This window comes from Janthinobacterium sp. GW460-12-1-14-LB5 (genome assembly GCF_059423585.1).
In genome coordinates, this window is record NZ_JBWKYD010000005.1 from 96,414 (window position 1) to 118,783 (window position 22,370).

Annotated in this window: 22 protein-coding genes; 14 read left to right on the forward strand and 8 right to left on the reverse strand. The window is 65.0% G+C overall.

Annotated elements, in window-relative coordinates; genetic code table 11:
* The 6 genes from AC07X6_RS06365 (at position 1) to bufB (ending at position 5,356) form a co-directional block, all read left to right on the forward strand.
* Positions 1-711: a general secretion pathway protein GspB gene (locus AC07X6_RS06365; protein ID WP_494790423.1), complete on the forward strand. Its 711-nt coding sequence runs from the start codon at positions 1-3 to the stop codon at positions 709-711.
* 100 nt (positions 712-811) lie between these two features.
* Positions 812-2,299: an alkaline phosphatase family protein gene (locus tag AC07X6_RS06370; RefSeq protein ID WP_494790424.1), complete on the forward strand. Its 1,488-nt coding sequence runs from the start codon at positions 812-814 to the stop codon at positions 2,297-2,299.
* A 95-nt stretch (positions 2,300-2,394) separates the two neighbouring features.
* Positions 2,395-2,919 (forward strand): molybdopterin-guanine dinucleotide biosynthesis protein B, encoded by a 525-nt coding sequence (gene mobB, locus AC07X6_RS06375; RefSeq protein WP_230538587.1) that lies wholly within the window; start codon positions 2,395-2,397, stop codon positions 2,917-2,919.
* 57 nt (positions 2,920-2,976) lie between these two features.
* Entirely contained in the window at positions 2,977-3,177 is a 201-nt protein-coding gene (locus AC07X6_RS06380) for a YjfB family protein (protein WP_071079054.1), read from the forward strand.
* 221 nt (positions 3,178-3,398) lie between these two features.
* Positions 3,399-3,701 (forward strand): BufA1 family periplasmic bufferin-type metallophore, encoded by a 303-nt coding sequence (locus AC07X6_RS06385; RefSeq protein WP_230538586.1) that lies wholly within the window; start codon positions 3,399-3,401, stop codon positions 3,699-3,701.
* Positions 3,702-3,718: 17 nt separating this feature from the next.
* Positions 3,719-5,356: an MNIO family bufferin maturase gene (gene bufB, locus AC07X6_RS06390; RefSeq protein ID WP_494790425.1), complete on the forward strand. Its 1,638-nt coding sequence runs from the start codon at positions 3,719-3,721 to the stop codon at positions 5,354-5,356.
* On the opposite strand, the gene AC07X6_RS06395 is transcribed toward bufB, so the two are convergent.
* The 3 genes from AC07X6_RS06395 to fumC form a co-directional block, all read right to left on the reverse strand.
* Positions 5,351-5,638: a hypothetical protein gene (locus tag AC07X6_RS06395; protein ID WP_494790426.1), complete on the reverse strand. Its 288-nt coding sequence runs from the start codon at positions 5,636-5,638 to the stop codon at positions 5,351-5,353. The genes bufB and AC07X6_RS06395 overlap by 6 nt on opposite strands.
* 125 nt (positions 5,639-5,763) lie before the next feature.
* Positions 5,764-5,985 (reverse strand): RNA-binding S4 domain-containing protein, encoded by a 222-nt coding sequence (locus tag AC07X6_RS06400; protein ID WP_092798343.1) that lies wholly within the window; start codon positions 5,983-5,985, stop codon positions 5,764-5,766.
* 96 nt (positions 5,986-6,081) lie between these two features.
* The gene (gene fumC / locus AC07X6_RS06405; protein WP_230538583.1) at positions 6,082-7,476 is read right to left on the reverse strand and encodes a class II fumarate hydratase; all 1,395 of its coding nucleotides are present in this window, start codon (positions 7,474-7,476) and stop codon (positions 6,082-6,084) included.
* 172 nt (positions 7,477-7,648) lie between these two features.
* Between fumC and AC07X6_RS06410 the strand changes: the two genes are divergently transcribed.
* Complete coding sequence (locus tag AC07X6_RS06410) at positions 7,649-8,779, forward strand: type IV pilus assembly protein FimV (RefSeq protein ID WP_494790427.1); 1,131 nt, start codon at positions 7,649-7,651, stop codon at positions 8,777-8,779.
* 416 nt (positions 8,780-9,195) lie between these two features.
* Here the strand turns inward: AC07X6_RS06410 and AC07X6_RS06415 are convergent, their stop codons facing one another.
* Positions 9,196-9,492: a flagellar protein FliT gene (locus tag AC07X6_RS06415; protein ID WP_494790428.1), complete on the reverse strand. Its 297-nt coding sequence runs from the start codon at positions 9,490-9,492 to the stop codon at positions 9,196-9,198.
* 178 nt (positions 9,493-9,670) lie between these two features.
* Positions 9,671-10,498 carry an HDOD domain-containing protein gene (locus AC07X6_RS06420; RefSeq protein WP_230538580.1) on the reverse strand — a complete coding sequence of 276 codons (828 nt, stop codon included), beginning with the start codon at positions 10,496-10,498 and terminating at the stop codon, positions 9,671-9,673.
* A gap of 161 nt (positions 10,499-10,659) precedes the next feature.
* Here AC07X6_RS06420 and AC07X6_RS06425 point away from each other — a divergent pair, with 161 nt between their 5' ends.
* From AC07X6_RS06425 to AC07X6_RS06435, 3 genes are all read left to right on the forward strand, one after another.
* Positions 10,660-12,717, forward strand: coding sequence for a M13 family metallopeptidase (locus AC07X6_RS06425; protein ID WP_494790429.1), 2,058 nt, complete (start codon positions 10,660-10,662; stop codon positions 12,715-12,717).
* A gap of 70 nt (positions 12,718-12,787) precedes the next feature.
* Positions 12,788-13,435, forward strand: coding sequence for a class I SAM-dependent methyltransferase (locus AC07X6_RS06430; RefSeq protein ID WP_494790430.1), 648 nt, complete (start codon positions 12,788-12,790; stop codon positions 13,433-13,435).
* A 154-nt stretch (positions 13,436-13,589) separates the two neighbouring features.
* Positions 13,590-13,775 carry a CsbD family protein gene (locus tag AC07X6_RS06435; protein ID WP_071324957.1) on the forward strand — a complete coding sequence of 62 codons (186 nt, stop codon included), beginning with the start codon at positions 13,590-13,592 and terminating at the stop codon, positions 13,773-13,775.
* A gap of 74 nt (positions 13,776-13,849) precedes the next feature.
* Here AC07X6_RS06435 and AC07X6_RS06440 read toward each other — a convergent pair whose 3' ends face one another.
* The 3 genes from AC07X6_RS06440 to AC07X6_RS06450 all read right to left on the reverse strand — a co-directional run bounded on the left by AC07X6_RS06440 (position 13,850) and on the right by AC07X6_RS06450 (position 18,514).
* The gene (locus tag AC07X6_RS06440) at positions 13,850-16,060 is read right to left on the reverse strand and encodes a S9 family peptidase (protein WP_494790431.1); all 2,211 of its coding nucleotides are present in this window, start codon (positions 16,058-16,060) and stop codon (positions 13,850-13,852) included.
* Between the two features lie 189 nt (positions 16,061-16,249).
* Complete coding sequence (locus AC07X6_RS06445; RefSeq protein WP_494790432.1) at positions 16,250-17,089, reverse strand: PhzF family phenazine biosynthesis protein; 840 nt, start codon at positions 17,087-17,089, stop codon at positions 16,250-16,252.
* Positions 17,090-17,122: 33 nt separating this feature from the next.
* Entirely contained in the window at positions 17,123-18,514 is a 1,392-nt protein-coding gene (locus tag AC07X6_RS06450; protein ID WP_494790433.1) for an MATE family efflux transporter, read from the reverse strand.
* Positions 18,515-18,702: 188 nt separating this feature from the next.
* Here AC07X6_RS06450 and AC07X6_RS06455 point away from each other — a divergent pair, with 188 nt between their 5' ends.
* The 4 genes from AC07X6_RS06455 (at position 18,703) to AC07X6_RS06470 (ending at position 22,368) form a co-directional block, all read left to right on the forward strand.
* Positions 18,703-19,386, forward strand: coding sequence for a beta/gamma-crystallin (locus AC07X6_RS06455; RefSeq protein ID WP_230538574.1), 684 nt, complete (start codon positions 18,703-18,705; stop codon positions 19,384-19,386).
* A 180-nt stretch (positions 19,387-19,566) separates the two neighbouring features.
* Positions 19,567-20,433, forward strand: coding sequence for a beta/gamma crystallin family protein (locus AC07X6_RS06460; RefSeq protein WP_230538573.1), 867 nt, complete (start codon positions 19,567-19,569; stop codon positions 20,431-20,433).
* Positions 20,434-20,535: 102 nt separating this feature from the next.
* Positions 20,536-21,543: a beta/gamma crystallin family protein gene (locus AC07X6_RS06465; RefSeq protein ID WP_494790434.1), complete on the forward strand. Its 1,008-nt coding sequence runs from the start codon at positions 20,536-20,538 to the stop codon at positions 21,541-21,543.
* Positions 21,544-21,702: 159 nt separating this feature from the next.
* Positions 21,703-22,368 (forward strand): beta/gamma crystallin-related protein, encoded by a 666-nt coding sequence (locus AC07X6_RS06470; protein WP_230538571.1) that lies wholly within the window; start codon positions 21,703-21,705, stop codon positions 22,366-22,368.
* The last annotated feature ends 2 nt before the right edge of the window (positions 22,369-22,370 follow it).

Sequence of the window (22,370 nt, forward strand, 5' to 3'; positions counted from 1 at the left end):
ATGTCCTACATACTTGAAGCACTGAAAAAATCGCAAGCCGAGCGCCAGCTGGGCGAGTTGCCGTCGATCCACGCACCGCAAGTGCAGCTGCACGATGGCGCGGCGTCCGGCGCGGCGCGGCGCGCGCCCGTCTGGCTGGCGCTGGGCGGCGTGACGGTGGCCGTGGCTGCCGCACTGCTGCTGTGGCAGCCGTGGCAGGCGGGTGCTGCTGCGCCTGTAGCCGTACCTGTTCCCTTACCAGCTGCCGCGCCTGCCGTGCTGGCCCAGGCTGTGCCAGCGCCGATGCCGGTAGTCCCTGTGCCCGTGGCGGCCCCGCCGGCGGTCGCCGCGCCCGTGCCCGTGCCGCCGGCGGCCACCGCCGCGCCCGTACACCATGCCAGGCCCGTGGCGGAACCGAAGCAGGAAACGCCGGGCCAGGCCGCGCTGCCGCCCGTTACGGCCCCGGCGCCTGCCGTGCCCGTGCCCGCGCCTGCAGCCGAAGAGGCCGTGCCCGGCATGCGCGACTTGCCCGAGCCGATACAGCGGCAAATTCCCCCGATCGCCATCGGCGGCTATATTTATTCGAAGAATCCGGCCGACCGTTTGCTGCTGATCGACAAGGTGCTGCGCCACGAAGGCGAGGAACTGGCGCCTGGCCTGGTGCTGGAAAAGCTGCAGCCGAAGGCGGCCATCTTCAGTTTCAAGGGCTACCGCTACCGCGTGCCGTATTGAGTTGTTGCACATCAAGGCAGGGGTACAGTAGCTGAATCATACTGGCCTGGCCTGGTCGAACCAGGATTGCCGCGTCCGTGCGCGCGGCCGGGGAGGTCCCATGATTGCTGCTGCCGGTGAGGGTGTGCTTGATGCGGATGCGCCGGGAAACCTGGCGCGCATCGAGCATATCGTCGTGCTGATGATGGAAAACCGTTCGTTCGACCACATGCTCGGCTACCTGAGCCTGGAAGGCGGGCGTGCCGATATCGACGGCTTGCAGGCCAGCCATGCCAACGTGCATGCGGGCGTGACGTATCCCGTGCACCATTTGCGGCGCACGGCCTTCGGCCCGCAGCAAGACCCGTCGCATACGGGCCAGTCGGTGGCGCAGCAATTGCAAAACAATAACGGCGGCTTCGTCGACGACTATGCGCAAACGCATCCGGGCGACCCCGACATCGACCTGGTGATGGGTTACTACAATGGGGCCGACTTGCCCATGTACGATTTCCTGGCGCAGCAGTTTTGCGTCTGCGACCGCTGCTACAGTTCCGTGCCGGGCGCTACCTGGCCCAACCGTTTGTATGCGGTCAGCGGCAAGGCGGCCGGCAGCAAGGATAGCAAGCGCGTGCCCCTGTATGCGAACAAGTCCTTCGTGCGGCACCTGGACCGCGCCCAGATCGGCTGGAAATTTTATTCCGCCTGGAAGCCCTGGAGCCTGGCCTTCAGCGACGACCATTACCGCTCGTCCGAGTGGTACGAACCGTTCGGTTCCAGCGCGCGCCGCTATGGCTTCATCGGCGATGCGCTGGCCGGCACCTTGCCCCCGGTCAGCTGGATCGATCCGCATTTCTTTGAAAACGACGACCACCCGCCGGCCGATATCCGCGCCGGCCAGGCGCTGGTGGCGCAGGTCTACCAGGCCCTGTCGCGCGGTCCCGCCTGGGCGCGCACCTTGCTGATCCTCAGCTATGACGAGCACGGCGGCTTTTTCGACCATGTGCCGCCGCCCGCCGCCGCCGACGACGACCCCGCGTTTCGCCAGTATGGCGTGCGCGTGCCCATGCTGCTCGTGTCGCCGCTGATCGCGCCGGGCAGCGTCAGCCACCAGGTGGTCGACCACACGTCGATTATCAAAACCATCCTGCAGCGCTTTTGCCGCGCCGCCGATGGCAGCTTGCCCCAGATGGGCGCGCGCGTGGCGGCCGCCAGCGGCCTGGGCGCCGTGCTGACCCTGGTGCAGCCCCGCGCGGCGCCGGCCGTGCCCGCGACAGTGCTGGCGCAGCGCGCCGCCTGGGAAGCGGATGTGCGGGCCCGGGATTTCGCCCCGCTGACGCCCGCCTGCCAGCCCGCCGCTGACCTGGCGACGGCTGGCGAGCTGGACGCTGCTGCCGCCGTGCCCGCGCTCTCCGATGCCGAGGCGGGCGCGCTTGCCGCGCATCGGCAATTGGCGCGCATGGCCAGGAATGTGCAGGCGCAGAATGGGAAAAATACGGGGAGAAATGCGGGAAAAAATGTGGCCCAGCCGGCAGGCCGGCGCCGGCGGCAGGGTGGCAAGCCGGCCCCCGCCGGCGCCGGGAATGGGGGGAAATCCGGAGGCGCTTGATTTGGGCGATGAGCCAGGCACTGGGCAATGCAATGCGCTGGGCAATGCGCGGGTGGGGCTGCGTATAATCATTCCTTCTCAATCAAGGAGTGACCATGCACGATGCGATGCCCGCACACCCGGTACTGGGGGTGATCGGCCGTTCCGGTAGCGGCAAGACGACCCTGCTGGAATTTGTGGTGAAGGAACTGGCGGCGCGCGGCTTGCGCGTCAACCTGGTCAAGCACAGCCACCATGACCTGGCGCTGGAGCCGCCGCAAAAGGACAGCGCCCGCCTGCGCCTGGCGGGCGCGGCGGAAGTGCTGGTGGCGTCGCCGTATCGCTTTGCCATCGTGCATGAGCTGCGCGGCGCGCCGGAACCGAGCCTGGCGCAGCAATTGGCCCGCATGGGGCCGGCAGACCTGACCCTGGTCGAGGGCTTCAAGACGGATCCCATCCCCAAGCTGGAAGTGTTTCGCCCGGAAGTGGGGCAAGCGCCCCTGTATCCGCATGACCCGCATGTGATCGCCGTCGCCTCCGACAGCCCGGCACCGGACGATCTGCGCGAGGGCGTGCAATGGCTGGACTTGAATGCGCGCGAGCACGTGCTGGCCTGGCTGCTGCACAGGCTGGAAAAATAAGTTAAAGGTTTGCCGGCAGCATCCGTTAACAAGGGTAGAACCTCATTGGAGAAACGTATGGACGTCGCAAGCATTGCTCAACTGTCAACCACGATGGCGGAGACAGGCACGCGTCAAGCCGTCGGTTTGACTGTCCTGAAAAAAGCGCAGGATATTCAAAGTTCGACTGCCACTGCCTTGCTGGAAGCGCTGCCACCGATACAGTCGGCGCCGAGCCTGCCGGCTCACCTCGGTAACCGCATCAACACGACAGCCTGAGCGCAGGTCGGTAGCGCCCGTCCGGCGCTGGTCGTACCCATGCCCACACCACCGTCATCGACGGTGGCGCGTGGGTGTTTTTGTTTGTCTTTTCGCCTTCCTCCCGTCTCCGTTCGCCATAACCCGGCCGATTCAGTAGAATGACGTCCATCACCTCGCGTTGTCCATCGTGCAGCCCGGGGCGTGTCCACTTTACTTTGACCCATGCAAGAGGATTCCCCATGAACAAACGTCAAGCTCTTATCGCCGCCGCCCTCGCGGGCCTGTGCGCCGGCACCACCGTCAACGCGGCCGCCCACGATGGTCCCGCCCCCGGCGACAAGGAAAAATGCTATGGCGTGGCCAAGGCGGGGCAGAACGATTGCGCTTCGTCCGATGGCGCGCATTCCTGCGCGGGCCAGGCGGAGGCGGACAACTTGCCCACGGAATGGGCGTATGTTGCCAAGGGCACGTGCGAACAGGCGGGCGGCTCCGTGAAACCCGTCAAGGCCGCCAAGGCTGCCAAGCCGGCCACGCAGCCCTGAGCGTCCGCCGCCCGCCCATGCCGCCGCCCGTCCTCGCGCTAGCCGGCGCCGGCGTCGGCTTGCGCGCTGCGCACTACCGCGACTTCCTGGCGCGCCGGCCCAAGGTCGGCTGGCTGGAAGTGCACACTGAAAATTATCTGCAGCCTTCGGGCTGGGACTGGCATGTGCTGCAAACCCTGCGCCAGGATTACCCGCTCAGCCTGCATGGCGTGGGCCTGGGCCTGGGATCCGTCCGGGGCTTTTCCGAAGCCCATCTGCAGCGCGTGCGCGCGGTGGTGGAAGGCATCGAGCCGGCCCTCGTGTCGGAACACCTGTGCTGGGGCGCCGTGGCGCAGCAGCAACTCAATGATCTGTTGCCGCTGGCCTTGAATGGCACCGCCCTCGATTTACTGTGCGCAAGAGTAGGGCAGGTGCAGGATGTGCTGAAAAGGCCGATCTTGCTGGAGAATGTCTCCACTTACCTGCGTTTTGCCGACGATGCCATGAGCGAAGCGCAATTCCTGACGGAACTGGCGCGCCGCAGCGGCTGCGGGCTGCTGCTCGATATCAATAACCTGTATGTGAACCAGTGCAATCACGGCGAAGACGCCTTGGCGGCCATGCAAGCCATCGCGCCGGGCAGCGTGGGCGAGCTGCACCTGGGCGGCCACTTGCTGACGCCGCACGCCGTGATCGACCATCACGGCGCCGCCGTGGCCGATCCCGTCTGGGAGTTATATGCGGCCGCCTTGCAGCGCTTTGGCGCCGTGCCCACCCTGGTCGAATGGGACACGGATTTGCCGCCGCTCGATATCCTGCTGGGCGAGGCAGACAAGGCGCAAGCCATGCTGGCGCGCCACGCGCAACATGCGCCGTGGCACGCGATGCCGCCGCTGCCGTCACCGCCGCCGGCCGCGTCGCCAGGCGCGCTGGCTGCTGGCCAGCAAGCGTTCGCCACCGCCTTGCTCGATACAGCGGCAGTCCTGCCAGCGTTCGCGGGAGACGTGGTGCCGCAGCGTTTTTCACTGTACCGTGGCAACTTGAGCGCCGCCTGGCGCCGCACGCTGGCGCACGCCTATCCCGTCGTGCTGGCGCTGGTGGGCGAGGATTTCTTTGGCGGCCTGGCGCGTGCGTATGGGCGTAAAATGCCATCCGATAGCGCCGATTTGAATCAGTTTGGCGCCCGTTTCGCCGATTTTCTTGCTGCGTTCCCGCCTGTGGATGAGCTGCCTTACCTGCCGGACATGGCGCGCCTGGAATGGGCCTTGCACCTGGCCCATTACGCGGCCGATGCGCAGGCACTGGTGCCCGAGTCGCTGGCCGCCTTGCACCCGGATCAGCTGGAAGCGCGCCGTTTTACCCTGCATCCCGCTTGCGCCTTGCTGGCGTCCGGCTGGCAGGTGGCGGCCATGTGGCAGGCGCATCAGGAGGGGGACGGTTCGGCGATGTTTCCGCAAGATCTGCAGGTGGCGAGCTGCGCACTGGTGTGCCGGCCGCGCTGGAAGGCGCAGGTGCTGGTACTGGATGCGGCTGAGCATGCCGCCTTGCAAGCCTTGCGGCAGGGGCAGACGTTCGGCGCCGCGCTCGATGCGGCGTTCGAGCTGGATCCGGCCTTCGACCTGGCCGCGCACTTGCGCCAATGGCTGGCGCATGCGGTGCTAGTGGCGTCACTATGACTCGAAGGCCCGCAGCAGGCGCGCTTCGCCCGTCTGATCGCGGTACAGGGCATTCGCGGTCAGGGTGGCGTCCATCATGCGGGTGACTTGCTCCTCTTCAAAGCGGGCAAGCTCGGCAGTGGCCGCGACGAGGGCCAGTTGCAGCCTGGCACGCGCACTCTGGTACAGGCTGCTGGTATATTTGTCTGTGTTGCGCAGTAATTCTTCCGCGTTTTCTATTACCTGGCGCAAGTCGCCGATCAGGCGTTCCTGGCTGCGCGTACCTTGTTCGGGATGGTCCATGGCGCTTCCCTTCTGCAATCGATATTTATCTGACAATAACGACGTGTCGCAGCTTGACTTGGGCAGCCGGGCTGGCAGGGGTGCTGGCTGGACGCATGGGGCTGCTTTCGCACCCCATGCCGGTATCAAACGGGGCCGACGACCGTGATACGGATATCGCCCACGCTGACCACCTGACCGGCGCGGATCTTGGCGGTCTTGCGCAATTCCTTCTTGCCATCGACCTTCACCACGCCGCTATCGACCATGACCTTGCCTGCGCCACCGCTGTCGCACAGGCCGACCAGCTTCAGCAGCTGGTTCAGCTCGACGAACTCGGATGTTAAATCAAAGCTTACTTTTTGCATTGTATCCCTTATTGCAACGATGTGTTTTCAACACTGAATGACAGTGTCAACTAAGGTCATAGTTTACATGAAGCGAGGGGGAATGCAGGCTGAGCCTTAACTTTTGTTGGGCTGCGTCATCTCCAGGGGAACGATCCATGCACTGAATTGCTCTTCCGTCACAAAGCCCAGGGCCAGCGCCGCTTGTTTCAGGGTCGTGCCTTCGTGCTGGGCCTGTTTGGCGATTTGCGCCGCCTTGTCGTAGCCGATGTGCGGTGCCAGCGCCGTGACCAGCATCAATGAGCGTTCCATCAGTTCGGCGATGCGACCACGGTTCGGTGCGATGCCGTGCGCGCAATGCTCGTCGAAGCTGCGCATGCCGTCCCCGAGCAGGCGCGCACTTTGCAGGAAGTTGTGCGCGATCAAGGGCTTGAAGACGTTCAGCTCGAAATTGCCCGAGGCGCCGCCCACCGTGATGGCGACGTCGTTGCCGAATACCTGGCAGCACAGCATGGTCAGCGCTTCGCACTGGGTGGGATTGACCTTGCCCGGCATGATGGAGCTGCCCGGCTCGTTTTCGGGGATGGTGATTTCGCCGAGGCCGGAACGGGGGCCGGACGCCATCCAGCGCACGTCGTTGGCGATTTTCATCAGGGCCGTGGCCAGGGTTTTCAAGGCGCCATGGGCGGCGACCAAGGCATCGTGGGCGGCCAGGGCGGCAAACTTGTTGCTGGCCGTTTCGAAAGGCTGGCCCGTCAGGCGCGCCAGTTCGGCAGCGATGCGGCCGGCAAATTCCACGTGGGCATTCAATCCCGTGCCGACGGCCGTGCCGCCGGCGGCCAGCTGCAGCAGCGGCGGCAACGCTGCCGTGATGATGTGCTCGGCAAAGTCCAGCTGCGCCACGTAGCCGGAAAATTCCTGGCCCAGGGTCAAGGGCGTGGCATCCTGTAAATGCGTGCGGCCGATCTTGACGATGTCGGCAAACTCCGTCGCTTTCGCGTCCAGGGTGGCGCGCAGCTGGCGCAGCGGCGGCAAGACGGTGTGGGCGACGGCCAGCGCGGCCGCCACGTGTATGGCGGTGGGAAAGATGTCGTTCGATGACTGGCCCAGGTTGACGTCGTCGTTCGGGTGCAGCAGGCGCTCGGCACCCCGCAAGCCGCCGATCAGCTCGGAGCCGCGGTTGGCCAGCACTTCGTTCATGTTCATATTGCTTTGCGTGCCGGAACCCGTCTGCCAGACGGCCAGCGGGAATTCCCCGTCATGCTTACCGGCCAGTACTTCGTCGGCCGCCTGCGTGATGGCGATGGCTTTTTTGCCATCCAGTAATCCCAGGTCCAGGTTGACGTGGGCGGCCGCGCGCTTGACGGTGGCCAGGGCGGCGATCAGTTCGGGCGGCATCTTTTCCGTGGAGATATGGAAGTGCTCAAGCGAGCGCTGCGTTTGCGCTCCCCAAAGCCGGTCGGCGGGTACGTCGATCGGGCCGAAACTGTCGCGTTCGATTCTGCTACTCATGGCATCCCTTTCATCGATGGAGGTGGATCGAGTGTACTCCAGACGTCAAAAAGGCACAGGATGATGCTGTATTGCATCATTTTTGCCTTGGCTCATCTATATTTTTGCGATTTCCTGCCGTTAAAGACAGGCGAGTCTCCATTATTTATCTTGTTATCAAAGCGATCAGTCCATGCAGAGCAGCATCTTTCCCCGTTGGTCCCTGATCGCGTGCGCCGCCGCCAGCCTGGCCTTGCCGCCCGTCATGGCGGCCGAACTGGGCGACATGGCCGTGCTGTCGCACGTGGGCCAGCCCTTGCTGGCCGAGATCGAACTGACGGCGCTGGCGCCCGAGGAAGCCGGCGGCGTGGCCGTGCGCCTGGCTTCGCCCGATGTGTACCGGGGTGGCGGCATCGGCATGGACGCCGCCCTGCAAACCTTGGCGATCAGTCCGTTTGAACGCGGTGGACGCCACTATGTGCGCGTGACCACCCGGCAAGCGATCCAGGCTGGCCACGTGCATCTGTATTTGTTGCTGGGCAGTGGCAATGGTGCCGTCGTGCGCCTGGGCACCTTGTGGCTGACGCCGGCGCCGCCCGCTGCCGCCAGTGCGCCAGCCAGGCAAGCTGTTCCGGCGCCCGCGCCAGTGCCCGCGCTCATGCCTGTAGCGCCGCCGCGCGCCGTGGCCGGAGCGCCGCCGCCCGATGCTGCCGCGCTGGCGGCCCGCGCGCGCGCCGAGGGTCTGGTGCGTCCGGCCCGCGTGTTCGTGCCGCCGCCCGCCGCGCCTGCGCCAGCCGCTCCCGCGCTGCGTCCGCCGCCGTTGCGCCGCGCCACGGCGCCCGTGGCCGCCTGCGCGCCGCAGGCCGATGCCGGGCAGGCGGCAGCGTGCGTGGCGCTGGACGAGAAAAATACGGCCCTGAATGACAAGCTCGGCGAATTGGAGGGCAAGATCGGCGCCTTGCAAAAGGCGCTGGCGCTGCCTGCCGCCGCGGCCGTGCCGCCTGCTGCCGCGCCAGCCGTGGCGGAAGCGCCCCATGCCAAGCCCAAGCCCCTGCACGCGGCGCCGGCTGCCGACAAGGAAAAGAAGCCGGGTGGCAACGGCTTGCTGTGGCTCGGTGTCGGCACCTTGCTCTTCCTGCTGGTGACGGCGCTCATCGTGTATGCCGTGCGCAAGCGCAGGCAAGGGGCGGGGCCGGGCACGCCGTCGAAATACTGGGTTTTGCTGCGCAAGCCGTTCGGCCGCAGGAAGAAGGATGTGCCCGTGCTGACGGAAGCGGTGGAGGAGGAAGCGGCCGCGCCGGAAGCGGAGCCGTTCTCGCGTTAATGCCGCTGCAAGGCCGCACCCCAATTTGATATAAAAAAAGATATTGAAAAAATACATGGGAACGCTTGCCAATCACGTTGCCTGTTTCTTAAAGATGGTGCTATGATTAATTCAGTGGACTTGCTCTACGACAAAACAGCCCCAGCCTGGCGCAGTCACCAACGATAGTGTGGCGCGGCAAACAGGTGTAGCGTTGCATAAACGCCTGGGTCTGGAAGCGGTTCGCGATGCCGACGATGTGCTCGCGAACGCCGGATGCAACCGGCAGCGAGGCGACGCCAGGAGATACCTGGGGCTCGCCTTCCAAATTCCCCTCCTTGCTTTTTGGGCGCCGCAGATGGCGCGCTCCCTGGCACGGCGGCAGACGTAAAAAAAGCACCCTCGGGTGCTTTTATCGTTTCTGATGCGGCTGCTTCTTACATGCGGGCGCGCGATCCCGGCATGGCGTTCGACAGCTGCGTCATCCACGGTTCCGTGATGGCGCGGATTTCGCGGTCGTTTGCCAGGATTTGCTTGAGCAAATCGATCTTGCGCTGGCGCGAGGCGCCGGCCTGGGCAGGCATGCTGCCCGCCATGGTCGCGCTGGCGGCGCTGGCGCACTGGTTTTCCAGGGTATCCAAGCCATCCCAGTCGCTCGAACGTGCGGCCACGACCATTTTGTTGGTCATTCCTGCAATATTTTCATACATCGAGAGAACGTCGTTGGAGGTCATGAGCACACCCGTAACTAGTGAATGGATTACCGCTTGTCTAGATTAACGGCGGGTCCAACGGGAACTTGAGGGTGTTTTTGAAAAAAAAGTGAAAATAATTTGCCTGATTTTGGCGTGCCGCCGGAATCGCCCGCAAACCCGCATGGATGCTGGGGTGGCGATACCGGCAGCGGTGGATTTATTTGACGAGTTCTTCCAACCCTGCGCTCAGTTCGGCAGGCGGCGGCATCTTGTCGACCAGCACGGAGGGCGGTAAACCCAGCGCTTCAGCCACTTCATTCGGGTAGCAGGCGATGATTTCTTCATTGCTCAACGCATTTTCCTCGATGCGCGCGCGCCAGGCGGCCAGGTGGATGATGGCGGCCAGGCGGTTCAACGGCGCCTTGGCCAGCGGATCGGGAAAGGCGGCGATGGCCTCGGCAAAGGCGGGCGGAAACTTCCAGCGGCGCGCCAGTTCGGCGCCCACTTGCGCATAGTCATAGCCCAGCGATACCCGTTCCGCATCGAGCCGGCGCGCATCGAGCGGCGGTGCGATCTTGTCGAGCTGCATGGCTTGCTCGGGCATGACGGCATGGATCACCAGTTGTCCGATCGCATGCATCATGCCGATGGTGAACGCCAGGTCCTGGTTGTCACCCGTCTGCCTGGCGATCCAGCGGGCCGACACGGCGCTGTGCAGGCTGTAGCGCCAGAACTGCTGCAGATTCAGTCCGGGCACGGTCTTGAATCCGCTGACCAGGCCCGAGCTGATGACGAGGGTGCGCACGGTCACAAAACCGAGCATCAGCACGGCGTCTTCCACCGTGCCGATGCTGCGCGAGACGTGGTAATAGGCCGAATTGGCCAGCCGCAGCAGCTTGGCGCTCAGCACAGGATCCGCGCTCAGCTGGCGCGCGATGTCTTCGGTGGCACAGGCGGGGTTGTCGAAACTGCGCACCAGTTCATCGACGATCTTCGGGGCGGCGGGCAGGGCGTGGGGATGCTGGAACAGCGCTTCCAGTTGCATGGCAATCTCCTTGGCGTTCGCGCGGTACGGGGTCGTGCAACTATATGCTGATTTTTTGTCCGCATGCAAAAAAGTTCAGGAGCGGATTTTGGGCGGGAAACAGGCTATGATTTCAGCCCTGGTTTCAGCTCATTTTCAGCTATTTCATCGAAAGGATCGCCATGCACGGTTTGCGTTTTTCCTGGTCCCGGACGCCAGTCCAGGCCGCCATCGTCCTCGCCCTGGCCGGCGCCTCGCTGACCGGTTTTCCCGCCCAGGCGCATGGCCAGCAAGCGGCCGTGCCCGCTGCCGCGAAGACCTTGCCCGGCGACGATTTCTACGATTACGTGAATGGCGACTGGCTGCGCAGCACGGAAATTCCCGCCGACCGCAGCAGCTGGGGCTCGTTTGCCATCCTGTCCAACGCCACCAACGAACGCATCATCGGCCTCGTCGAAGGCCTGGCCGCTACGCCGCAGGCGGACGCGTCCGCGCGCCAGGTCAGTGATTTTTACCGTTCCTGGATGGATGAAGCGGCTATCGAAGCGAAAGGCTGGGCGCCGATCAAGCCCTTGTTGAGCAAGATCAATGGCATACGCGACCGGGCAGGGCTGGCCCGCGCGCTGGGCGAAAGCTTGCGCGCCGATGTCGATCCGCTCAACGCCACCAATTTTTATACGGAAAACCTGTTCGGCCTGTGGGTGGCGCAAGACTTGAACGACACCACGCGCAACGTGGCCTACCTGCTGCAAGGCGGGCTGGGTTTGCCCGACCGCGCCTTCTACCAGGGCGACAGCGCCCGCATGCAGGGCTTGCGCGCCGGCTACCAGGCGCATATCGCCGCCATGCTCAAGCAGGCCGGCTACGGCGATGCGCCGGCCCGCGCCGCGCGCGTGTTTGCGCTGGAACAACAAATTGCCGCGAGTCACGCTAGCCGCGAGGATTCGGCCGATGTCGTCAAGGGCAACAACGCGTGGCGCGCCGCCGACTTCGCCAGCAAGGCACCGGGCCTGGACTGGAAAGCCTTCTTCCAGGCGGCAGGGCTGGGCCAGCAGACGGATTTCATCGTCTGGCACCCGTCGGCCATGACGGGCAGCGCCGCGCTGGTGGCGAGCGTGCCGCTGGCCACGTGGAAAGATTTCCTGGCCTTCCACGCGATCAACCATTTCAGCACCACCTTGCCGAAGGCGGCCGCCGACCAGCGCTTCGCCTTCTATGGCAGCACCCTGAGCGGCACGCCGCAGCAGTCGCTGCGCAGCAAGCGCGCGCTGGCCGCGACGAATGCGGCCCTGAGCGACGCCGTCGGCAAGCTGTACGTCGAGCGCTATTTCCCACCGGAATCGAAAGCCCGCGTGCAAGACATGGTGACGAATATCGTCGCCGCCTTCTCGCGCCGCATCGACAAGCTGGACTGGATGGCGCCGGCCACCAAGGCGCAGGCGCAGGAAAAACTGCAAACCCTGTACGTGGGCGTGGGCTACCCGGAACGGTGGGAAAACTACGCGGGCTTGCGCGTGGTGCGCGGCGATGCGCTGGGCAATGTGCAGCGGGCCGAGCAGTTTCATTACCGGCAGGAACTGGCCAGGCTGGGCCAGGCGCCCGACCGCAAGGCCTGGGCCATGCCGGCGCAGCTGGTCAACGCCGTCAACCTGCCGCTGCAAAATGCGCTCAATTTCCCCGCCGCCATCCTGCAACCGCCGTTTTTCGACCCGCAAGCGTCCGACGCGGCCAACTATGGCGGCATCGGCGCCACCATCGGCCACGAGATCAGCCACAGCTTCGACGACCAGGGCGCGCAGTTCGACGCCCAGGGCAAGTTGCGCGACTGGTGGACGCCGGCCGACCTGGCGCATTTCCAGTCGGCATCCAAGCAGTTGGTGGCGCAGTTCGCCGCCTATAAACCGTTCCCCGACCTGGCCGTGAATGGCCAGCTGACCCTGAGCGAAAACCTGGCCGACCTGGCCGGCGTGGCGGCCGCGCATGATGCGTTTGCGCTATCGCAACAGGGCAAGCCGGCGCAGGCGGACGCCGACCGCGCATTCTTCATCGGCTACGGCGTCAGCTGGCGCAGCAAGGCGCGCGAAGCGGCGGCGCGCCAGCAAATCCTCACGGATGGCCATGCGCCGGCGCAATACCGCGCCGCCACCGTGCGCAACCTCGACGCCTGGTATCCGGCCTTCGACGTCCAGCCGGGGCAGCAGCTGTACCTGGCGCCGGAACAGCGCGTGCGCGTCTGGTAGACAATGTGGACGGTGCCGGACGCGCAATGCGCCGGCGCCGTAAAATGGCGTGATTACTGATTGGAGCGCCATGAAGCCGACCTCGCAAGACCAGCAAGATCCCATCCACGCCATCACGGGCCGCACCCTGGCCCATTACGACGCCAGCGCCGAGCAGTTTTTCGAAGGCACGCGCGACCATGACGTCAGCCAGAACATTAGCGCGCTGCTGAACGCCATCGGCAAGCCCGCACCGCTGGCGATTCTCGACCTCGGTTGCGGCCCCGGCCGCGATCTGAAGGCGTTTACGGGCCTGGGCCACCATGCGACGGGCGTCGATGGCTGTCCCCGTTTCGTCGGGATGGCGCGCGCCTACAGCGGCTGTACCGTGTGGCAGCAGGATTTCGTCGACCTCGATTTGCCGGCCGCACACTTCGACGGCGTGTTCGCGAATGCCGTGCTGTTCCACGTGCCCAGCGCCGCCTTGCCCGGCGTGCTGCGCGCTTTGTACGCGTGCCTGAAACCGGGCGGCGTGCTGTTCAGCTCGAACCCGCGCGGGCAGAACGAGGAAGGCTGGAATGGCGCGCGCTACGGCAGTTATCACGACGAAGCGACGTGGGCCGCCTACGTGCAGGCGGCCGGCTTCAGCCTGGTCGAGCAGTACTACCGTCCGCCGGGCTTGCCGCGCGAGCAGCAGCCGTGGCTGGCCACCGTCTGGCGCAAGGATTTGACGGCCTGATCGACGATGTTGGCACTGTGTTAGGAACCGTACAGAGCCTTTGATCCCCACTGCGTACTATGGACACATCGACACGCAACAAGCAGCGTGTGAGCCGCAGTACCGGCCCTGATGGGCTGGACAACAGATGTACCAACTACAGTGAGGATCCATCATGAACAAAGATCAAGTCGAAGGTAAACTGAAGGAAGTCGGCGGTAAAATCCAGGAAGCCGCTGGCAAAGTCGTCGGCAGCGAAGAACAGCAAGCCAAGGGCCTGGCAAACCAGGTCGAAGGCAAAGTGCAGAAGAAAGTTGGCGATGTGAAAGAGGCGGTGGAAACTGTCACGCGCAAGCCATAATTTCTGCTCCAGTATAAAAAAACCGCCGCCTGTCGCAAGACAGGCGGCGGTTTTTTATTTGATACAGCGCAAGCTTACTGCGCTGGCTTCATCAGGTTTTGCTTGAAGAACAGCTCGATTTTCTTGTACACGTGGCGCTGGCCGGCGCGCGACGAGATGCCGTGCTTGGCGCCCGGATACGTCATCAGGTCGAATTGCACGCCACGGTTCACCAGCGCGTCGATCAGTCGCGTGCTGTTGCTGAACAAGACGTTGTCGTCGGCCATGCCGTGCACCAGCAGCAGCGGCGACTTCAGGCCGTCGAGGTGGGCGAACACGGTGCTGGCCTTGTAGCCGTCCACGTTTTCCTTCGGCATGCCGAGGAATTGCTCCGTGTAGTGGGTGTCGTACAGCGACCAGTCGGTCACGGGCGCCACCGACACGCCCATGGCGATCTTGTCCGATGCTGCCGACAGCAAACGCAGGGTCATGAAGCCGCCGTAACTCCAGCCGAACACGCCGATGCGTTTCGCATCGACGAAGCTTTGCTTGGCCAGCCAGTCGATGCCGACCAGCTGATCCGCCACTTCGGCCGCGCCCAGGTTGTGATAGATGGCGTCCGTGAACGCGCGCTCGCGGCGCGACGAGCCCCGGTTATCGAGGCGGAAGACGACGAAGCCTTGCTGCGCCATGTACTGGTCGAAGTTGTTGCCCCAGCGGCGCGCCACGTGCTGCGAGTGCGGGCCGCCATACGTCGACAGGTAGACGGGGTAGCGCTTGCCCGCGTCGAAATTCGACGGCTTGATGATCGAATAGTGCAGGGTCTGGCCATCGTTGGCCTTCAGGGTGCCGTACTCGGTCGGCAGGTGGTCGGCCTTGTACTTGGCGTACGGGTGGCTGGCGTTGAGCGCGTTTTCTTCGAGCCAGCCCACCATGGCGCCGTCCGGGCGGCGGATGCTCACCTGCGGCGGCGTGGCCGGGTCGGAATACGTGTCGACGAAGACTTCGCCATTGCGCGAGAACGTCGTGTCGTGCCAGCCGTCGGCCTTGGTGACGCGCTGCGGCTTGTCGGCCGTGCTGCCGTCGAGGGCCAGGGCGTAGGTCTGCTTGTCGATCACGGCGTCGCGGTTCGACGACACGAACACTTTACCCGTCTTCTGGTTCACGGCCAGCACGCTGTCGATGCCCCACTCGCCGGAAGTGACCGGGTGCAGCAGCTTGCCGCCCATGTCGTACAGGTACAGATGGTTGCGGCCCGTGCGCTCGGACGACCACAGGAAGGTGCCGTTCGACAGGAAGCGCAGGTCGTCATGGATGCTGACCCAGGTTGTCGACGTTTCCGTCAGCAAGGTGCGCTGCGCCAGGGTAGCCGCATCGACGGCGACCAGGTCCAGGGTCTTCTGGTCGCGCGACTGGCGCTGGTAGACCAGCGATTTGCTGTCCGCGCTCCAGTCGGCGCGCACCAGGTAGATGTCCGGGTTCGTGCCCAGGTCCACCTGGCGCTGCGCGCCCGTTTCCGGCGAGACGATCAGCAGTTGCACCAGCACGTTCGGGTCGCCGGCGGCAGGGTAGCGCTGCTCGACGACGTCGGTGCGGTCGGCGAAGATTTCGAAGCGGCGCACGACGGGCACGGGCGCTTCGTCGTAGCGTTTATAGGCGATGGCGGAATCGTCCGGCGCCCAGTAGTAGCCGGTGCGCTGGCCCATTTCTTCCTGCGCCACGAATTCGGCTTCGCCGTTGCGGATCGTGCCCTTGCCGTCGGTCGTCAGCTGGCGTTCCTTGTCCGTCTTGAGGTCGATCACGTAGATGTTTTGATCGCGCACAAACGACACGTAGCGGCCCTTCGGCGAGATTTTCGGATCGAGCACATTGCCCTTGGCGACCAGGCGCGCCTTGTCCGGGTGGGCCGCGTCGACCAGGTACAGATTGCCGGCCAGCGGCACCAGCAGCTGCTTGCCATCGGGCGACCAGCTGTAGCTGAGAATGCCGTTCAGGCTGGCCGTGCGCTCGCGTTCGCGGCGCGCCTGCTCTTCGGGCGAAATCGTTTCATTCGGCACCAGCGCCTTCGAGTCGATCAGGCGGTGCGTGCTCTTGTCCTTCAGCTTGAATTCCCACAGGTCGAGCTGGAACTGGTTGTCGGCGCGGCCGCGCAGGAAGGTGACGCGCTCGCCATCGGGCGAGACCTTCAGGTTGCGCACGCCGGGGCCGGCCAGCGCCGGATCGGCGTGGATGCGTTCCAGGGTCAGCTTTTCAGCCGATGCGGGAACGCTGGCCATCGCGGCCAGGAAACAAAGAATAAAACGCATGGATGTCTCGGTAGTTGGAAGGGAAGGGCACTGCATGTTAAGGCGAGCTTGAGCGTTGCCTAAGCGTAAGACGATACCAGAGCGTGCCTGTTTATGCGATAGCCCATGCCACGGAATATGGCGTTCCTGGCCATATTTCCTTCGTCAAAAATGTCCAGCAGCCGCCCATTCCATGGCGCTTTGCCCCGTTCAGGCCAATATCGTGCCTTCGATTACCGTCAGGCATGTGCCGCCTATCCAGGCGTGGCCATCGCGGAAAGTCACGGACACGCGGCCGTCGCGCTGCAGGCACGTGCCCTGGCGGACCGTGTAGTCGCTGCCCGCCAGCAGGTGCGCGATGCAGGCGTTGGCGCTGCCTGTGACGGGGTCTTCCACCAGCGCGCCATGCTCGCTGAGCAGCGCGCGCACTTCGTAATCGGCCGGCCCGCCTGCGCCGTGCGGGCCGTACAGCGCCAGGCCGTCGGCGCCGGCGGCGGCCAGCAATGGCGTCAGCGCGGCGATGTCGGCGCGCACGGCCAGGCAGGCGGCGGCGCTGGCCAGCGGCACGCACAGCCAGCGGATGCCCATGTCGGCGATGGTGGCGCCAGCGGCCAGTTCTCCGCCCAGCGCTGTTTGCAGCAGCGGCAGCAGATCCGGGGCGAGCGCGCGCGTGCTGCAGGACGGTGCCTGGAACGCCAGCACGCCGCCGGCGCCGCGTTCTATCTGCACCAGGCCGACGCCGCATTCCTGCACGATGCGCGCGCCCCTGGGCTGCATGCCCGCATCGAGCAGGGCGTGCGCCGTGCCCAGGGTCGGGTGGCCGGCGAACGGAAATTCCATCTCGGGCGAAAAAATCCGCACGCGGTAATCGGCGGCCGGGTCGCGCGGCGCCAGCACGAAGGTGGTTTCCGACAGGCCCGTCCAGCGCGCGATGGCCTGCATCTGCGCGGCGTCGAGGCCATCGGCGTCCAGCACGACGGCCAGCGGATTGCCCGAGAAGGGCGTGGTGCTGAAGACGTCGACTTGCCTGAAGGGGCGTGGTTGCGGCATGGTGTGCTCCTTGTGCATGGTGTGCTCCTTGTCTCAGGCTGCGCGCAGGCGCTGCAGCGACAATCGGTTCAGGTACCAGGTCAGCAGCACGGCGGCCACCGTCAGGCCCGTGACCAGGCCGATCCAGAAGCCGGCGGCGGCCATCGGTTCGGCCGGCGACCAGATGAAGCCTTGCGGCGCGAGGCCCAGCACATAGCCGATGGGCAGCGAGAAGCCCCAGAAGGCCAGCAGCTGGATCAGCATCGGCTGGCGCGTCACCTTGTAGCCGCGGATGGCGCAGGAAGTGGCCACCTGCGTGGCGTCCGACAGCTGGAACAGGGCGGCGAACAGCAGCAGTTGCGCGCACAGGGCCTGCACTTGCGGGTCGGACGTGTAGGCTTGCGCGATCTGGTGGCGGAAGACGGTGATCAGGGTGGCCGAGACGATGGCCGCCGTCAGCGACATGGCCACGCCCACCCACGAGATGAAGCGCGCGCGGCGCAAATTAGCTTCGCCCACGGCATGGCCCACGCGCGTGACGAGCGCGATGCCGAAGGTGAGCGGCACCATGAAGACGACGGACGAGAAATTGAGGGCAATCTGGTGCGCCGACACCTGGATCACGCCGAAGCGCGCCACCAGCAGGCTGATGACGCCAAAGGCGCTCACTTCGGCAAAATACGTGACGCCGATGGGCAGGCCCAGGCGCAGCATGGGGCCGATGGACGACAGCTGCGGCCATTCCCAGTGCGTGAACGGATACGTGGCGCGGTAGGCGGGCGCGATCCTGATCCACGCCAGCATGGCCAGCAGCATCATCCACACGCAGCAGGTGGTGGCCACGGCGCAGCCCACGCCGCCCAGTTTCGGCATGCCCCAGTGGCCGTAGATCAGCAGGTAGTTGACGAAAATATTCAGCGCCAGCGCGGCCAGCGCGATGACCATCACGGGCTTGGTCTGGTTGATGCTGGTGCTGTAGCCGTACAGCGCGCGGTAGGCGGCGAACGGCGGCAGCGCGCAGCTGATGATGTGCACGAACAGCTTGGCCTTGGATGCCACGGCGGGTTCCAGCATCAGGTGGTCGAATACCAGCGCAGCCATGTTCGTCAGCAAACATGCCACCAGGCCCACCAGGAGCGCCTTCCACAGCGACTGGCGCACGATGTGCGGCACCCGGTCGTGGCGTGCGGCGCCGATTTCATGCGCCACCAGCGTATTGATCGCCATCATGATGCCGCTCACCGTCACCAGTACGATGGACCAGATGGCCGCGCCCAGCGACACGGCTGCCAGTTCCTCGGGATTGGTATGCCCCGTCATGGCCACGTCGGCCGCGCCCATGCCGACGGTGGCCAGCTGGCCGATCAGGATGGGCCAGGCCAGCTTCCACAGCGAGGAAACTTCATTGCGGACGGCGGGCAGGGTGAACGAGGTCGTGTGTGGCATGGGCGGCAAGCTTGACTAAACACAAGATTCTACCGGCATTCGCCGTGCTTGTCCGACGCGGCGCCCCCGGCGCCCGCCACGGTAATCATTTGTTACAGCTAAGAATGCCAGTCGCGGATAGACTGCGCGCTCTATTTGGCAAAATGACCAAATAGTCAACCGCAATACCCTGACTATGGAGCAAGACCATGCTGAAACACACCCTGAGGTGCGCCCTGTTGCTGGGCGCCGCCATGACGGCCGAACTGGCCGGCGCCGGCGAACTGACCCTGTATTCGCGCGACGATTATCACGGCCGCTCGCAGACCGTGCGCGACGCCGTCGCCGACCTGGAAACCCTGCGCTTCAACGACACGACGCAAAGCATCCGCGTGCGCTCGGGCCGCTGGGAAGCGTGCGAGGAAGCCGATTTCCGCGGCGATTGCTTCCTGCTCGAGGCGGGCGAGTACCCGTCGCTCGATGGCCGCGCCAACAAGATCACGTCGCTGCGCGAAGTGCGCGGCGGCTGGGGCGGTCATCCGGGCCGCGACCGCGATTGGGAGCGCGACCGCGAGCGGGACCGCGACTGGGACGGCCGCCGCGAGCGTGACCGCGAGCGCGGCCATTTGCCGGGGCGTTCGCTGGGCGGCGAGCTGACCTTCTATACGCGCGACGATTTCGCCGGCCGTAGCTTGACCGTGCGCAATAGTTCGGCCGATTTGCGCGAACGCGACTTCAACGACACGGTGCAAAGCGTGCGCGTGCGCTCCGGCTACTGGGAAGTGTGCGAGGACGTGGGCTTCCGCGGCCGCTGCCGCACCCTCGAACCCGGCGAATATGCGAGCCTGGAGCGCATGAGCAACCGCATCTCCTCGGTGCGCGAAGTGCGCTGACGCGGGTCGCCTGGCAAGGCAAATGGTAATGGCAGGCTCCCGCGGGGGCCTGCCATTGCTTTTGGTAACAATTTATTGTGCTTTTCGCATACTTTGTTACACCGTTTTTTCTGCAGATGGCTACACTGGCATCAGTTGTCATGTCGATCACTTGCCTTTGCCGCCACCGGAGACCGCCCCATGAATCGCCCGTTCGCTTTTGCCCTGCTGTGCGCCAGTTCGCTGTTTGTCCACCTCGCGGCCCAGGCCGGCGAGATTCGCCTGTACACCGACGATAATTTCAAGGGCAGGGTGGTAGTCTTGCGCGATACGACCGATGACCTGTCGCGCGTCAATTTCAATGACACCGTGTCGAGCATCCAGGTCGAGTCGGGCAGTTGGGAAGTGTGCACGAATTCCGATTTCAAGGGCGATTGCAAGACGCTGGAACGGGGCGACTACCGCTCGATGCCGGGTATGAACGACAAAATTTCATCCGTGCGCGAAGTCGGCGGCAGCGGCAGCAGCGGCGGCGGCCGCCGCGCGGCACTGGAATTGTATGCGGACGGCGGCCAGCGCGGCGCGTCGGCCGGCATCAACGCGGACCGCGACGACCTGGTCGACATCCGCTTCAACGACCGCGCCAGCAGCGCGCGCATCGAATATGGCTACTGGCAGCTGTGCAGCGATTCCAACTACCGCGGCAGCTGCCGCGTGTTCGGGCCTGGCGGCCACGATGACCTGGGCAGCCTGAGCGGGCGCGTGTCGTCTGCGCGCCTCGTCGATCCGCGCGAAGAGAACCGTCCGCAAAATAACGAGGGACTGGTGGTGTTGTACGGCCGCGCGTTCCTGAAGGGGCCCGGGCTGCAGGTGAACCGCGACGTCAGCGACCTGGTGCACCTGAACTTCAATGACCAGGCCGCCTCCATCGCCATCCACGAAGGCACCTGGGAAGTGTGCTCGGACTCGCAGTTCAACGGCAGCTGCGAGCGCATGGGGCCGGGCAAGTATGAAACCCTGGGCGCGACGCTGGAAAAGCGCATTTCCTCGCTGCGTCGCCTGTACTGAGCGCGCGACCGGGCCTTCGCCGAGGCCTTGTATTTGTTACACTAACACCCTGGCGCAATCGCCAGGCAAATCATCACCAAAGAATGAAGAATGGAGTTAATCATGACGGGCCCTCTCAAACACGCGCTGGCATGCGCGGCGACCTTGCTGCTCTCGCTGGGGGCGCATGCGACCGCCCATGCGGGCGATATCACCTTGTTCGAAGACGTTGATTTCCGTGGCCGCGCGGTGAACCTGCGCGAGACGACGGACGATCTGTCGCGCTTTGGCTTCAACGACAAGGTGTCGAGCATCCTCGTGCGTTCAGGCACCTGGGACGTGTGCACCGATGCCGGCTTCCGCGGCAGGTGCAAGACCCTGGGGCCTGGCGAGTACAGCTCGATGCCCGGCATGAACGACGCCATCAGTTCGGTGCGCGAGTCGGGCCGCGGCGATGGCAACAATCCGGGACGCCCGGGACGCGACCCTGACCGCGGCAACGGCGGCTATGGCCGTGGCGGCTCGCTGGAAGTGTATTCGGGCGCGGGCCAGAATGGCGGCTCGGCACGGCTGAACCGCGATACGGACGATTTCGTCAGTATCGGCTTCAACGACCGCACCACCAGCATCGTCATCCATAACGGCTACTGGCAGCTGTGCAGCGATTCGAACTACAACGGCGTGTGCCGCATCTTCGGCCCTGGCCGCCACGACGACCTGGGGCGCGGCCTCGACGGGCGCGTTTCGTCGGCGCGCATGGTCGACGAGCGCGAGGCGCGCCGCCAGCAGCAATACGATAATCAGTACCAGCGGCCGCAGTACGACCAGCCGCAGTATCCGCAATACCAGCAGCCGCAATACCAGCAGCCGCAGTACCAGCAGCGCGGCGCCGTCCTGCTGTTCCCCGAAGCGGGCATGCGCGGCGAACCGCTGGCGCTGGACCGCAATGCGGAAGACCTGGTGCGCTACAACTTCAACGACCGCGCCTCGTCCATCGTCGTCAACGAGGGCCAGTGGGAAGTGTGCAGCGATTCGAACTTCCGTGGCCGCTGCGAAGTGATCGGGCCGGGCGAATACGGGCGCCTGAACAGCATGGAAAACCAGATTTCCTCGCTGCGCCGCGTGCGCTGACCGCGCCTTGACGCCTTGCTGACAGGCCGCCTGCCGGGAATGCCCCGCCAGGCGGCTTTTACATTCCCAGCCGTGTGCTGACATTTGCTTGCCCTTTGTTACACTCGCCGCCTGCCGCCTGGACTACACTGGCGAAAATGTCTCAGTATTGGAGTTGTCATGGTTCGATCTTTCCGCCCTGCGCTGTTGTGCGCCGCCACCTTCCTCGCCCCGCTGGCCGCCTTCGCGGGCGAAATCACCCTGTTCCAGGATGCCGGTTTCCGCGGCCGTCCCGTGACCCTGCGTTCCGACACGGGCGACCTGTCGCGCATGGGCTTTAACGACAAGACCTCCAGCATCATCGTGCGCTCGGGCACCTGGGAAGTGTGCAAGGATGCCAATTACCGGGGCAACTGCCGTACCTTCGGACCGGGCCGCTACGACAGCATGCCGGGCATGAACGATGCCGTTTCCTCGGTGCGCGAAGTGGGCCGCCCGGGCCACGGCGGCGGCGACCACCGTCCCTACCCGCCGCGCCCCGAGCGTCCTCATCCCGGTTATCCCGGCCACGGCGGCGGCCACCGTCCGGACATGAATGGCGCCGTGCTGCTGTTCCCCGATGCGGGCATGCGCGGCCGGCCCGTGCGCCTGGACCGCGAAGTGCATGACTTGAGCCGCTATGGCTTCAACGACCGCGCCGAATCGGTCGTCGTCAACTACGGCCGCTGGGAATTCTGCGTCGACGCCAATTTCCGCGGCCGCTGCGTGGTGATGGGGCCGGGTAGCTACGGCCGCCTGCACGGTGGTCTGGACCGCCGCATTTCCTCGCTGCGCCGCGTGCGCTGATT